Annotated in this window: 14 protein-coding genes; 7 read left to right on the top strand and 7 right to left on the bottom strand. The window is 44.0% G+C overall.

Annotated elements, in window-relative coordinates:
• Positions 1 to 15: 15 nt before the first annotated feature.
• Positions 16 to 777: a hypothetical protein gene (locus tag QS795_RS13245; protein WP_286271956.1), complete on the top strand. Its 762-nt coding sequence runs from the start codon at positions 16 to 18 to the stop codon at positions 775 to 777.
• A gap of 107 nt (positions 778 to 884) precedes the next feature.
• Here the strand turns inward: QS795_RS13245 and QS795_RS13240 are convergent, their stop codons facing one another.
• Positions 885 to 1,712 (bottom strand): phosphoenolpyruvate hydrolase family protein, encoded by an 828-nt coding sequence (locus QS795_RS13240; protein ID WP_036955608.1) that lies wholly within the window; start codon positions 1,710 to 1,712, stop codon positions 885 to 887.
• Between the two features lie 10 nt (positions 1,713 to 1,722).
• The gene (locus QS795_RS13235; protein WP_154602405.1) at positions 1,723 to 2,943 is read right to left on the bottom strand and encodes a Tm-1-like ATP-binding domain-containing protein; all 1,221 of its coding nucleotides are present in this window, start codon (positions 2,941 to 2,943) and stop codon (positions 1,723 to 1,725) included.
• A 403-nt stretch (positions 2,944 to 3,346) separates the two neighbouring features.
• Between QS795_RS13235 and QS795_RS13230 the strand changes: the two genes are divergently transcribed.
• Both QS795_RS13230 and QS795_RS13225 read left to right on the top strand, forming a co-directional pair.
• Positions 3,347 to 3,985, top strand: a complete 639-nt coding sequence (locus QS795_RS13230; protein WP_154602406.1) for a TetR/AcrR family transcriptional regulator — start codon at positions 3,347 to 3,349, stop codon at positions 3,983 to 3,985.
• Positions 3,986 to 4,176: 191 nt separating this feature from the next.
• Positions 4,177 to 5,217 (top strand): AbrB family transcriptional regulator, encoded by a 1,041-nt coding sequence (locus tag QS795_RS13225; protein WP_286271950.1) that lies wholly within the window; start codon positions 4,177 to 4,179, stop codon positions 5,215 to 5,217.
• 64 nt (positions 5,218 to 5,281) lie between these two features.
• Here QS795_RS13225 and QS795_RS13220 read toward each other — a convergent pair whose 3' ends face one another.
• Positions 5,282 to 5,629, bottom strand: coding sequence for a YacC family pilotin-like protein (locus tag QS795_RS13220; protein ID WP_036955602.1), 348 nt, complete (start codon positions 5,627 to 5,629; stop codon positions 5,282 to 5,284).
• A gap of 330 nt (positions 5,630 to 5,959) precedes the next feature.
• Between QS795_RS13220 and cueO the strand changes: the two genes are divergently transcribed.
• Both cueO and hpt read left to right on the top strand, forming a co-directional pair.
• Positions 5,960 to 7,624: a multicopper oxidase CueO gene (cueO, locus tag QS795_RS13215; protein ID WP_286271947.1), complete on the top strand. Its 1,665-nt coding sequence runs from the start codon at positions 5,960 to 5,962 to the stop codon at positions 7,622 to 7,624.
• 115 nt (positions 7,625 to 7,739) lie between these two features.
• Positions 7,740 to 8,276 (top strand): hypoxanthine phosphoribosyltransferase, encoded by a 537-nt coding sequence (gene hpt / locus QS795_RS13210; RefSeq protein ID WP_108478397.1) that lies wholly within the window; start codon positions 7,740 to 7,742, stop codon positions 8,274 to 8,276.
• Between the two features lie 91 nt (positions 8,277 to 8,367).
• On the opposite strand, the gene can is transcribed toward hpt, so the two are convergent.
• On the bottom strand, positions 8,368 to 9,021 hold the full coding sequence (can, locus tag QS795_RS13205; protein WP_036955599.1) for a carbonate dehydratase: 654 nt from the start codon (positions 9,019 to 9,021) through the stop codon (positions 8,368 to 8,370).
• Positions 9,022 to 9,275: 254 nt separating this feature from the next.
• Between can and QS795_RS13200 the strand changes: the two genes are divergently transcribed.
• Positions 9,276 to 10,217 (top strand): ABC transporter ATP-binding protein, encoded by a 942-nt coding sequence (locus QS795_RS13200; RefSeq protein WP_154602409.1) that lies wholly within the window; start codon positions 9,276 to 9,278, stop codon positions 10,215 to 10,217.
• Positions 10,214 to 10,984, top strand: coding sequence for an ABC transporter permease (locus QS795_RS13195; RefSeq protein WP_108478347.1), 771 nt, complete (start codon positions 10,214 to 10,216; stop codon positions 10,982 to 10,984). The genes QS795_RS13200 and QS795_RS13195 overlap by 4 nt, the downstream gene beginning before the upstream one ends.
• A gap of 129 nt (positions 10,985 to 11,113) precedes the next feature.
• Here the strand turns inward: QS795_RS13195 and panD are convergent, their stop codons facing one another.
• From panD to panB, 3 genes are all read right to left on the bottom strand, one after another.
• The gene (gene panD / locus QS795_RS13190) at positions 11,114 to 11,494 is read right to left on the bottom strand and encodes an aspartate 1-decarboxylase (RefSeq protein ID WP_006659325.1); all 381 of its coding nucleotides are present in this window, start codon (positions 11,492 to 11,494) and stop codon (positions 11,114 to 11,116) included.
• 883 nt (positions 11,495 to 12,377) lie between these two features.
• Positions 12,378 to 13,241, bottom strand: a complete 864-nt coding sequence (panC, locus tag QS795_RS13185) for a pantoate--beta-alanine ligase (RefSeq protein ID WP_154602410.1) — start codon at positions 13,239 to 13,241, stop codon at positions 12,378 to 12,380.
• Positions 13,242 to 13,275: 34 nt separating this feature from the next.
• Complete coding sequence (panB, locus tag QS795_RS13180) at positions 13,276 to 14,067, bottom strand: 3-methyl-2-oxobutanoate hydroxymethyltransferase (RefSeq protein ID WP_154602411.1); 792 nt, start codon at positions 14,065 to 14,067, stop codon at positions 13,276 to 13,278.
• Positions 14,068 to 14,105: the final 38 nt, after the last annotated feature.

Here is a 14,105-nt window from a genome sequence, read left to right as displayed (position 1 = left end):
CAACGGAGAAATAGAATGGAAACACCCAAGGAAAAGAAACCGGTTACGAATAAAAATAGAGGGCGCCAATCCTCATCAGCGAGTTTTTTCCCTAAGAAGAAAGCGGTCAAAAGCGTTAAAGAGACCCATAATTCATTTAGCGTCGTTCGTGCTTTTTCGAAAATGATCAATTATGGATTTTCAATATTCTATGTGGGTTTTATTATTTCGGTTTGGTTTTTCCCTGAAAATTACAGTGTCGAGATTATTTATAACCTCACGTTGATCCTTATATTCGAGTTTATCCTAGTGCACTCCGGCGTATTTATGTCGGTATTTAAGAATTTTTTTGTGATATTAGGATTTGCCTTGTTTTATGGTCTTTTTGCGCTGGCCATTAATATGTCAGTGCTGGGAGATTCTCCCGTCATTTTATATCTCTACAGTGCGACAGTGGTCAACAGGATGCTGTTTGGATTAACTAGTCGAACCGACCAAGAGCGCCAAGAAAATATGGGTTATTCCGCTTTAATGGCAATGAACTTTATGTTCAGTATCTTTACTGCGCTGTTGTTATCGTGGATGGTGCCGTATGGTGGGTTAACGCCAGCGTATCTGGAATCGATTCATTATTTAGACTCTATCGGTACGGGTGGGGAGTTTCCTGAAAAGCCGCATGTGGCGTTTGCGTTTGGCGTGCTCTATTTTTCGTTGCCTGTTGTCTTGCCTGCGTTATTTGGGCTACTGAGTTTACGCAAAAAGAAAAAAGCCCAAATGGCCGATATGGACGGTCAATAGGTTGGATAGCCAATAAGTTGAATAATAAATAGAAAGAAAAACGCCTACCGAAGTAGGCGTCCTGGTGTTGGCAAAAATAAAGTAAAACAAAAAATACAGAATGAAAACTAGCGAGTTATTGATTTAAATTGCTGTGTGGTCTCTTTTAATGCCACTTCTGTCGGTAAACGTTCCATGGAACTTGCACCGTAGAAGCCGTGGCAATCTGGGCAGTGCGCTAAAATATATTCTGCATCTTCCGGCGTGGCGATAGGGCCACCGTGGCACAGAATAATCACATCATCACGTACAGATTTTGCGGCTTTCGCCCAATCATTGATAAGTTCAACGCAATCCGCCAGTGTGACAGCGGTTTCCGCGCCGATGTTGCCGCCAGTGGTCAGGCCCATGTGTGGCACAATAATATCCGCACCCGCCTGTGCCATTGCAATGGCATCTTCACGGCTAAAGACGTATGGCGTGGTTAATAACCCTTTTTCATGCGCCATGCGGATCATATCGACTTCTAAACCGTAACCCATGCCTGTTTCTTCTAAATTGGCGCGGAAGTTACCGTCAATCAGTCCTACGGTTGGGAAGTTTTGCACCCCAGCAAAGCCAGTTGCCTTGATATCATCAAGGAATTTATCGAACTGACAGAATGGATCGGTACCGTTAACCCCAGCAAGCACAGGGGTGTGCTTCACGACAGGGAGAACTTCTTTCGCCATATCCATCACGATTTCGTTGGCATTACCATAAGCTAGCAGACCGGCGAGAGAGCCACGACCTGCCATACGGTAACGACCTGAATTATAAATAACGATTAAGTCGATGCCACCGGCTTCTTCACATTTAGCGGACAGACCAGTACCTGCGCCACCGCCAATGATGGGTTCTCCACGAGCAATCATCTCTCTGAAATTTTTCAGTAAGTCTTCGCGGTTATGTTTCATTGATGAACCTCTACTTGTTTACTATTTCCTGGTGTAATTCAATAACCTGCTCACAGAATTCAGGGGAATTAATGTGATGCGGGCTTAATATTAATTGTCGTTTTTCTGTTGTGACTAAGTGCTGTGTTAATGCGTCGATAAAGGCTTGGTCTGCCTGCGGATCCCAAAATGGTGCGCCGTCGATGTCTAATGCGGAAAAACCGGCTGTTGGGATAATAAAGCGAATTTCGCCCTCACAAGCATTCAGCTTTTCTGCTATCCAATGTCCCATTTGACGGTTTTCTTCTACGGTTGTTCTCATCAGTGTGACTTGGGCATTATGGTGATAAAACTGTCTGTCTTTATACTGTTCTGGCACGGTGGAAGGGCGACCAAAGTTCACCATATCCAACGCACCGCAAGATAATACGCAAGGTGTTTGAGTTCGCGCGATGGCACCAAAGCGGTCTTCATCGCAAGCCAATACGCCACCAAATAGGTAGTCGCACACTTCCGTGGTGGTGATATCCAAAACGGAATCTAATAAGCGGCTATCAATCAATTTTTCCATGGCTTTGCCGCCACTTCCCGTTGCATGGAATACTAGGCAATCATGGTCATGTTCTAATTTTGCTGTCAATTGCTGGACGCAAGGGGTGGTGACGCCAAACATGGTCAAGGCAATGGCGGGTTTATTTTCAGCGGTATCGGCTTCACCGTTATCAAACCAGACAGCGCCAGCAATTTGGTTGGCTGCATTTTTCAGGACTTTACGTGAAATGACATTGAGTCCAGAAACATCCGTGACGGAGTACATCATGGCGATATCACTCGCGCCGATATACCCGGAAATATCGCCCGAGGCCATGGTGGAGACCATAAGTTTTGGCACACCGACAGGTAAAATTTGCATTGCTGGTGTAATCAGTGCCGTACCCCCTGAGCCGCCTAGCCCAAGTATTGCGGCGACGTCAGTTTGTGCAGCAAGATAGAGGCTGAAGGCTTGCGCCATCGCTTCTATCGCTTTCCCGCGATCTCCGCAGAAAATGGCGCCAGCACCTTGAGGGTGGAAACTGGCAACCATTTCAGCGGTGACATCAGCATTTTTTTCTAATAATGATGGCTGAGTACTCAAATCAACGGTACGTACAGCAAGCCCTGCATTTTTAATTAAGTCACTGACATAAAAAAGTTCAGCGCTTTTGGTGTCTAGGGTGCTTGCGACATAAATAAAACCCTGATGCTTTGGCATAGAAAAATCCTTTGTTTTTTATGTAACTTTGTTTGGTTACTTAATATGTGTAGGGTATGTTGAATTTTCCATCTCAATGAGACTATAGTATCATTTACGATAAGTCAATAATGAGACTGCAGTCTCATTTTTTGGCGTTATCTGCTTTGATGTATAGAAGATGATTTGTATCTTATTGATTAAACATTATAAATAGAATGGTTATCATAAAATAGTTAAACCAGATTAATGGTTTTTGTCCATGAATATTTAAATATAATGATTTACCGTGCTGTATTTATAGCGTAATTTTGAGAGCGAGCACACAATATACTCGTCAGACGATTAAGAATGCTTATCGGAAAATATGTACTGTGAAAGATATTGTCTACACTCATAGAAAGGCGATTTTAAGGATAAAGACATGCCACTGAGCCATCTCATGCCAGACTACAAAGGAACGCGCAAACGTACCTATAATTTACTCGTGTCAACGGCAGTTGATCTATTTGAAAAAGGGGCAATGCCGTCAGTGTCTGAGTTAGCGATGGAAGCGGGCGTTTCGCGTGCGACTGCGTATCGTTATTTTCCAACGCAAAGTGATCTGATTGCCGCGACAGTGAATGTTAGCCTCGGCCCTATTTTGACGTGGAAACCGCAAAGCGAAAAAACAGAAGAGCGGATCGATGAGCTGTTACGTTATGCATTTCCACGTATGTTTGCTCACGAAGGGGTTTTGCGTGCAGCGTTACAAACATCACTTCAACAGTGGGCGCTTGGGCGTTCATCACCTTCACCGGAACCCGAAGAGAAACGATTAGAGCGTGGTAATCGTAAAGATATTTTGGCGATGGTAACATCACCGATGAAATCTGAGTTTCCGGATGAAGTCATTGATAAAGTGATTAAAGCATTTTCCGTGATCTACGGATCGGAAATTTTCTTGGTATTAAAAGATATCTGGAAATTGGATAACGATCAGGTCACTGAAATCGCACAATGGATGGCAAAAGCGATTATTAATCAAGCGACTGCGGATAAGCAGCAGATTGAAAAACCATAGACATTAACCCCTCTCAAATTCACCTAATATCCTCCTGTCTATAGGGGGATTTTATGCACCTCGTAGGATTATCGGTCAAACCTTCACGAAAAACAGGCACGACACTCATTTCAGCATTCTTAGCCTCATGAGCTTGAATGATTGTGATATAACTTAATCTCATAATTAATTATATCAATGGTTACTGTCCGATGATAAAGCTGATAAAAATGAGTGTTGGGATCATTCTTTGTGCCATTGTTGGCGGTGCACTCACTTATATCGGCATTCCCTTAGCGTTGATGTTTGGCCCTATTATCGCCATTATAATTTTCCATCGTTTTGGCTTCTCATTTCCTATCCCTAAACATACCATTACTTTTGTTCAAGTGACGCTCGGAACCTCTGTGGGGTTGATGTTTAATCAAGTGTCGCTGAAGGATGCAGATAACTTATTATTACTGTTATTGATGCTGGTGGTCTGTTTGGCCGTGCAGTTTTCATTTAGCTTTTTCTGGTTTCACCGCAAGGTCGGGTGGACAAAACAGGAAGCGATGTTGGGCTCGGTACCGGGAGCAATGGCCGCTATCCTTGCCTTAACGGATCACACCCATACTCCGCCGCAAAAAATTGTCATCTCACATACTATACGTTTGATTATCCTTATTTTATTGGCAGGTTTGGTGGTGGGGAGTGAAGGCGATCCTCAGCCACTAATTGAATGGCCAGCGTTAACCCTAGAATCCACGTTCTGGTTATTGGTGATAGTGACGGTGGGAGTGGTGGTCGGGATGTTTTTGCAACGCCTGCGAGTACCGGCGCCTTTTATGTTAACGTCCCTCGGGGCGGCAACGTTAATTCAAGGTTGGATTGATGTTCAGCTCGATTTCCCATTGATGCTGACTGAGCTGAGCATGGTGTTAATTGGGATGAATATCGGAAATCATTTCATTGTATTCCCGCTATCCGCGCTGATAAAAAATATCTACTCTTCAGCCCAAGTGGTGATCATCAATATTATTTTGACCTTTTTGATCACGGTGTTTGCTGCGTGGATCACGGGGTATGATATTGCGGTGTTATTGTTGGCTTGGGCACCGGGAAGTATGGAAGCGATGACTTTCGCAGCAATAACGATGAATTTAGATGCGGGCTTTGTCATGTCGAACCATATTATTCGGATGGTGATTATCCAAACGATTCCATCAGTAGTTCTGTTTTGGCAGGAGCGAAAAGGGAAGAAAGAGGGATAAGATGGAAACATGTATCGATGTGGATTATAAGGGGCATCGACATGTTTCCGCTGGGATTTTAGGCTTATTTTACGTAAGCAAATAGCCCTAAAGAGTCTCTCGCCAAAGATTGGCATTTAAACTCTTGAGTCAGTGGAATGCCTTTTAAATCATCGTAGCTTTCTTTATTCAGCTTACTCATTTTATCGGAGTTGTAGTTTCCCAAATCCCACTTATTACTTTTCGCAAAGTAAACAATGGCGCGTTCAATTTCTCTGTCAGGAATTTGGGAATAGCCGCAATCATATTTTAAATAAATAAATACAGCGGTCAGATCAGCGAGGTCTTCAGCTTCATTGGTAGAGAGTGCTTTGGCGGTATTGGTTAGCCCCAAAAGCATCATTAAGCATGACATCAATATAAATTTTTGCATTCGATATTCATCTGGTTTTTATGTCAAGTAACATTAGCATAAGAACATACTCGCATTACATCAATTTGCCTGATTTCTTTATGGCTACGATGTGCTCTATAGATACTAAGTACTTTAGATTATTTTGTGTATAGATTCGTTAGTCAATTCTAACTTTCTTAAATCTATGTAATAAACCCATATTAGATGCATGGGTTTATTGACCTTCCTGTAAGGGGAAGCTTTATCATCCCAATCATTAAACCACGTTTTGCTTGGCAAGGGCAATTTCAGACTTGTCATACCGTGCTCACTGATTGTTGATTTTGATAAATAAAAGGAAGGTTATCTATGTTACGTCGTGATTTTCTGAAGCTGAGTGCTATCGCTTATGCCGCGAGCGCACTGCCAGTTTGGAGCCGCATGGCCGTCGCTGCCGGGAATTATCCCTCATTGGCTATTCCACCACTTGTAGAACCGGATGCACAAGGGAATATTCAAATCGCCATCAAGCAAGGTATTTCACAGTTTGTGCCGGGCAAGAAAACCACAACGTGGGGATATAATGGTGATTTATTGGGACCCGCACTTAGCCTGAAAAATGGGCAGTCAGTAAACATTAATATCACCAACCAATTACCTGAAGAGACAACCGTACACTGGCATGGTCTGGAAATTTCCGGTGAGCAAGATGGTGGGCCTCAAGCAATTATCGCTCCCGGAGCTAGCCGTAAAGTCAATTTCACCCTCAACCAACCTGAAGCCACTTGCTGGTTCCATCCTCATACTCACGGAAAAACGGGTTACCAAGTGGCGATGGGGTTAGCGGGATTAGTGCTTGTTAAAGATGAAGATAGCCAAAAACATGGCTTACCGAGCGAGTGGGGCGTCGATGATATTCCCGTTATTCTGCAAGATAAGCGCTTAAAAGATGACGGACAAATTGATTATCAATTAGACGTCATGAGTGCTGCCGTGGGCTGGTTTGGGGATATGATGCTGACGAATGGAGCGGTTTATCCTAAACATGTCGCACCGAAAGGTTGGATCCGCCTGCGGTTATTAAACGGTTGTAACGCACGTAGTTTGAACGTATCGACCAGTGATGGACGAAAAATGTATGTGGTGGGCAGTGATGGTGGATTGCTGGCTGAACCTATCGCATTAACTGAATTGCCAATTTTAATGGGCGAGCGCTTTGAAGTATTGATTGATGCCTCAGATGGTCGTTCCTTCGACCTTGTCACTTTACCTGTTGGGCAAATGGGAATGACCATCGCGCCATTTGATCAGCCACTGCCTGTTTTACGCATTGAAACTACTTTAAGTGCGGGAGCTGGAAAATTACCTGAGCAATTAGCAACGATTGCTGCCATTCCTTCACTGACGGGGCTAAATCGCCGTAAATTCCATTTGATGATGGATATGCGCTTGGATATGCAAGGCATGATGATGCTGCGCGAAAAATATGGTCCGCAGGCTATGGGGAACATGGGGGGTCATGGTGGTATGATGGGGAATATGGATCATTCCAATATGAATGGTGGCAATATGGGGAGTGGAAACATGAACCATGGCAATATGAATAACAGCAATATGGGTCATGGTAATATGGCAGCCGGTACGCAAAGTAATGGCGGTCATTGCGGTATGGGCACGGGTGATCTGGATATTCATAATGCGAACACCATCAATGGACAGGTTTTCTCAATGACCCATCCTGCGTTTAATGCGCCGCTAAATCAGCAAGAGATTTGGGTGATTTCAGGGCGTGGCGATATGATGTTGCACCCATTCCATGTTCACGGAACGCGTTTTAGGATCCTCAAAGAAAATGGTCGCCCAGTTGAACCGCATCGCCAAGGTTGGAAAGATATTGTGAAAGTGGAAGGCCAAGTGAGCGAAGTCTTAGTGGAATTTAAACATACTGCGACGCCACAGCACCCTTATATGGCACATTGTCACCTACTGGAGCATGAAGATACTGGCATGATGATGGGCTTTACCGTAGGCTAGGGTCATCGAAACTGGCAGTGGCGATGTGGTCACTGCCATTTGTTTTGTCGTCGCGTCTTTGTGTGGCTTATGTTAAAATTACGCGCTTTCCTTTCCCATACATGCGTAATAGATGATGAAACATACTCTGGATGTAATGATCTCTGAAGAAGAGATTGCTCAAAGAATCAGTGAATTAGCAGACAGCATTAGTGCTCATTACCAAGACAAACAAGGTGATTTAGTGCTGGTTGGTCTGTTAAAAGGCTCCTTCATTTTTATGGCGGATCTGTGCCGTAAAATCACCGTACCTCATGAAGTTGATTTCATGACCGTATCAAGCTACGGCAATGCAATGACATCAAGCCGTGATGTGAAAATCGTGAAAGACTTAGATGAAGATATTCGCGGTAAGCATGTGCTGATCGTGGAAGATATCATTGACTCAGGCAACACGTTAAATAAAGTCCGTGAGATTTTTGGCCTGCGTGAGCCTGCATCTGTAGCAATTTGTACTCTGTTGGATAAGCCATCTCGTCGTGAAGTGGATGTACCGGTTGAGTGGATTGGTTATTCAATCGAAGATAAATTCGTTGTCGGTTATGGTATCGACTACGCGCAGCAGTATCGCCACCTGCCGTACATTGGGCATGTCACCCTGCTGGAAGAGTAAGTTTTTTAAACTGTATTCTTAGCAATAAAAAGAGCAGCCTAGGCTGCTCTTTTGCTATCTTATTTTCGAATACTATCTCGTTTTCGAAAAATTATTTTTTCTGTGTGAGCTTAGAAATAGCCTCACGATAACCTAACTCTAACTTCTCGCGGCTATCTGAGGTAATGTGTAAGTCGTGTAAGCGACCATTATTGATACCGTAAACCCAGCCGTGGATCATGATTTTCTGACCACGTTTCCATGCGGATTGCATGATAGTGGAGTGACCTAAGTTATACACTTGCTCAACCACGTTTAATTCGCAAAGACGATCTAAGCGTTCGCACGGTTTTAGTTCACCTAACATAGAGCTATGGCGATACCAGATATCTCGAATGTGTAATAACCAGTTATTGATCAGGCCCAATTCGGTGTTATCCACCGCTGCTTCAATACCACCACATCCATAGTGACCACAGATAATAATGTGTTCGACTTCCAGAACATCAACCGCATACTGAATAACTGATAAACAGTTTAAGTCCGTATGAATAACTAAGTTCGCCACATTACGGTGAACGAAGAGATCCCCAGGGGCTGCGTTGATCAGCTTTTCGGCAGGCACTCGACTGTCTGAACAGCCGATCCATAGAAATCTTGGTTTTTGAGCTTTTGATAATTCTTTAAAGAATTCAGGATCTTTTTCTTTTACAGACGCTGACCATGCTTCATTATTAGCAAACAGCTCTTCAATTTTTCTCATCATGACTTATAGCCTAGTTGTGTGACTTTGCGATAAAATCTTATACAGCATTTATTGATTAAATAATAATTAGTTATACTAATTTCACATCTATGATGAACCACTCATTTATACATGACAACCCTCATTAAGGGGGATGTTGAATAATATATTGTTAAATTATTATCACTTTTCTGCATAACATCCGACAGGAAAAAGTGGCATCATTAATCTATATTGCCTCCAAACAGCCCCAAGAATAAAGGTATTTTTAATATATGACTTACGCACTCGAACTATCGCAGCTGACCAAAACCTATGCAGGTGGCGTGAAAGCCTTGCGTGGCATTGATTTAAGCGTGGAAGATGGTGATTTCTATGCCTTACTTGGACCGAATGGTGCAGGAAAATCAACAACGATAGGCATTATTAGCTCATTGGTCAACAAAACCAGTGGCTCGGTAAAAGTGTTTGGCTATGACTTAGATAAGCAAGTTGTCCTGGCTAAACAGCAACTTGGGTTAGTGCCTCAAGAGTTCAACTTTAACCCGTTTGAAACGGTCTTACAGATTGTTTTAAACCAAGCGGGTTATTATGGTGTTCCTCGTCATGTGGCAAACCAACGTGCAGAGCAATATCTTACTCAATTAGATTTGTGGGAGAAACGTAATGAGCGTGCGCGTAATTTATCCGGTGGGATGAAACGCCGCCTGATGATAGCTCGTGCCTTGATGCATCAGCCAAAACTGTTGATCCTCGATGAGCCGACTGCCGGTGTTGATATTGAACTGCGTCGTTCTATGTGGACGTTCCTGAAAAAGCTGAATGCACAGGGCACTACCATTATTTTGACCACTCACTATCTGGAAGAAGCGGAAATGCTGTGCCGTAATATCGGGATCATTCAGCATGGTGAGCTGGTGGAAAATACCAGCATGAAGCAGCTTTTAAGCCAGCTAGAGTCAGAAACCTTTATTTTCGATTTAATGCCAAAAAGCCCAATTCCAAGTCTAACGGGGTATGAATCTCGCTTAGTGGATACGTCAACTCTCGAAGTGGATGTGAAGCGTGAGCAAGGGCTCAATGGCGTATTCAGTCAGTTAAGTGACCAAGGAATTCAAATTTTGAGTATGCGCAATAAGGCTAACCGCCTTGAAGAGCTGTTTGTCAGCTTAGTGAAAAAAGATAACCAAGTTTCAGAGCAGGAAGGTGCGCAATGATCTCGCTATATTGGGTTGCCCTAAAAACGATTTGGATCAAAGAGGTCACTCGCTTTGGCCGTATCTGGGTGCAAACATTGCTGCCACCTGTAATCACTATGTCGCTCTATTTTGTGATTTTCGGAAACTTAATTGGTTCACGGATTGGCGATATGGGCGGTGTAGACTACATGCAGTTTATCGTCCCTGGCCTTATCATGATGGCGGTGATCACTAACTCATACTCCAACGTCTGTTCGTCATTCTTTGGGTCTAAATTCCAGAAAAATATTGAAGAGCTATTAGTTGCTCCCGTACCGACTCACGTGATTATTGCCGGTTTTGTTGGCGGTGGGGTTGCACGTGGGATTTTAGTCGGATTCTTGGTGACTATTGTATCTCTGTTTTTTATCCCATTGCAGGTTCATTCATGGTCAATGGTGGTGATCACGCTGTTATTAACGGCGATTGTGTTCTCCCTTGCGGGTCTGTTAAATGCGATTTTTGCCAAAACCTTCGATGACATCAGCATTGTTCCAACCTTCGTTTTAACGCCACTGACCTATCTGGGTGGGGTGTTCTATTCGCTATCTTTACTGCCGCCATTCTGGCAGGCAGTTTCTAAGCTCAACCCGATTGTGTATATGATCAGTGGCTTTAGATATGGCTTTTTAGGCATTGCAGATGTGTCTATCGTCGTGACTTTGAGCGTATTAATGGTGTTTTTAATTATCTTCTATGCTTTGACATGGTATTTAATTGAACAAGGTCGCGGATTAAGAAGTTAACCTAGCAAATAGGTTGAGTTGAGGGTGAAATAGGACTTTTCGCCTAATATATAAAGAAGGAAAATCACGCGTTTATCCCTCTTTATGTGTCACTTTAAATGCCCCTAAGAGGGGCATTTCTATATTAAATTAAGCCACTTGAACAGGCACGGCTTTAGCAATGCGGCTCATTGTGTTGTTCGCATCAAAGTAAGCCACTTTGGGTTGATGCTGGCGGGCCTCTTCATCAGGTAACATACCGTAAGTGCAAATAATCAGCTTATCGCCAACCGCAGCGCGACGTGCCGCAGCACCATTCACAGAGATAATTTTAGAACCGCGTTCCCCTGCAATCGCATAGGTTGAAAAACGTTCGCCATTATCCACATTATAAATATCGATAGCTTCGTATTCTAAAATGCCGACAGCATCCAAGAAATCCTGATCGATGGCGCAAGAGCCTTCATAGTGAAGATCAGCTTGAGTGACCGTAGCGCGGTGGAGTTTGCCTAGTAGCATTTTTCTTTGCATTTATTCTTCCTCATTCAAGCCACAGCGTTGTTGGCTGCGTGCTCTTGCCCTAGTCACATACTTATGTATGCTCCTAGGGTCGCGTTTACTTGCCGCCTAGCTGTGACATGAATGGGTTTGAATAAATCTCAGGTTATTCTTCCGTATTCAAGCCACAGCGTTGTTGGCTGCGTGCTCTTGCCCTAGTCACATACTTATGTATGCTCCTAGGGTCGCGTTTACTTGCCGCCTAGCTGTGACATGAATGGGTTTGAATAAATCTCAGGTTATTCTTCCGTATTCAAGCCACAGCGTTGTTGGCTGCGTGCTCTTGCCCTAGTCACATACTTATGTATGCTCCTAGGGTCGCGTTTACTTGCCGCCTAGCTGTGACATGAATGGGTTTGAATAAATCTCAGGTTATTCTTCCGTATTCAAGCCACAGCGTTGTTGGCTGCGTGCTCTTGCCCTAGTCACATACTTATGTATGCTCCTAGGGTCGCGTTTACTTGCCGCCTAGCTGTGACATGAATGGGTTTGAATAAATCTCAGGTTATTCTTCCGTATTCAAGCCACAGCGTTGTTGGCTGCGTGCTCTTGCCCTAGTCACATACTTATGTATGCTCCTAGGGTCGCGTTTACTTGCCGCCTAGCTGTGACATGAATGGGTTTGAATAAATCTCAGGTTATTCTTCCGTATTCAAGCCACAGCGTTGTTAGCTATGTGCTCTTACCTAGTCACATTTATTCTTCCTCATTGTATGCCACAGCGTTGTTGGCTGCGCGCTCTTGCCCTAGTCACATACTTATGTATGCTCCTAGGGTTGCGTTTACTTGCCGCCTAACTGTGACAGCAATGAGTTTGAATAAATATTAGGTGACTTGAATCTAAAGTATTTTGTTTTTAAGCGATATCGAGCGGTAACTCGACTTGCAGATTGTCGATTAAACGGGTTTGACCTAACCATGCGGCCATTAAAATCACAGCGCGGCGGCTGGAAACCGTCAGTTCGCCGAGGTTATCGGCATCGCGAATAAAGAGCTCGTCAGGGGTAAATCCTGCTTGGCGCAAAGACTCTTCCATTTCACCAATTAAACTGGTTGCTGCCGCGGGAGAGTTCGTGAGCTTCTCACCTGCTTTTTGCATAATCGCAAACAGCTGAGGGGCGATTTTTAGCTCATCGGCAGACAAATTATTATTGCGTGAACTCAGAGCCAGGCCATTCTTAGCGCGAACGATAGGGACACCGACAACCTGAATATCGAAAGAAAGGTCAGTTACCAATTTACGTACTAACTGAAGCTGCTGATAATCTTTTTCACCAAATAATGCAATATCAGGCTGCACGAGATTAAATAGCTTGGTCAGCACTGTTGCAACGCCACGGAAATGCCCTGGACGGCTAGCGCCTTCTAGCATGGTGGAAATTTCAGGTACTTCAACGTAACTTTGGTTGTCCATACCTTCAGGATAAAACTCGGCGGCAGACGGTGCGAAAACTAAATCAACACTTTTACGTTTCAGTTTTTCGCAATCTTCCTGCAAGGTACGAGGGTAATTGGCTAAATCGGATTGACGGTCAAACTGCATTGGATTGACAAAAATGCTGGCAATAACAATGTCGGCTTGCTGTTTAGCTTGGTCAATCAGTGTCAGGTGCCCATCATGTAAATTGCCCATCGTTGGGACAAACGCAATACGTTTGCCTTCTTGTTTCCAGCGACGAATTTCACGGCGCAAGATTGGCGATGTTTCAACGATCCGCATACTTCCCATCCTTATCGTTATATTTTATATAGAATTACGAAAATGAGTGAGCGTCACTCGGGTAAATTTCTTGCTCAACTTCTTGAATATAGAGGCGAATTGCATCGTGAATATTGCCCGCTTCAGCCAGAAAGTTTTTGGCAAACTTCGGTGGTTTGGCGGTGATCCCTAACGCATCGTGCATCACCAGAATTTGCCCGTCAGTGCCATTACCCGCACCAATACCAATGACTGGCAACAGTAATTCTTCAGTCACTTGGTTCGCAAGGGATGTTGGTACACACTCAAGAACCAGCAGCTGAATACCTGCATTCTCGAGGGCAATCGCATCTTTGATAAGCTGATTGGCGGTAACTTCATCACGACCTTGGACTTTATAGCCCCCAAGGACATTCACCGCTTGTGGGGTTAAGCCTAAATGGCCGCAGACCGGTACGGAGCGTTCACACAGCATTTTGACGGTTTCACATAGCCAGCTGCCACCTTCGATTTTCACCATATTCGCGCCAGCTTGCATCAAAATAGCGGCATTGGCACAGGCTTGCTCCGGTGTGGCATAACTCATAAAAGGCATGTCGGCGATGATGAATGTGTTAGGGGCGCCTTTACGTACGCAGCGAGTGTGATAGGCGATTTGCTCGATGGTCACTGGTAGGGTGCTGGTTTCGCCTTGGATAGTCATACCTAAAGAGTCACCAACCAGCATCACTTGGATACCTTGCTCAGCAAACAGTTGAGCAAAACTGGCATCGTAGGCTGTAATGGTAGCGAATTTGTGTTTCTCTTTTTTATATTGACACAAATCGGCGAGAGAAATGGGTTTCATTAAAATAACCTCCGGAAATGATTTCTCTTATGACCATA

This window comes from Providencia zhijiangensis (assembly GCF_030315915.2).
Taxonomy (GTDB): domain Bacteria; phylum Pseudomonadota; class Gammaproteobacteria; order Enterobacterales; family Enterobacteriaceae; genus Providencia; species Providencia zhijiangensis.
This window is presented reverse-complemented; position numbering and strand designations above follow the sequence as displayed.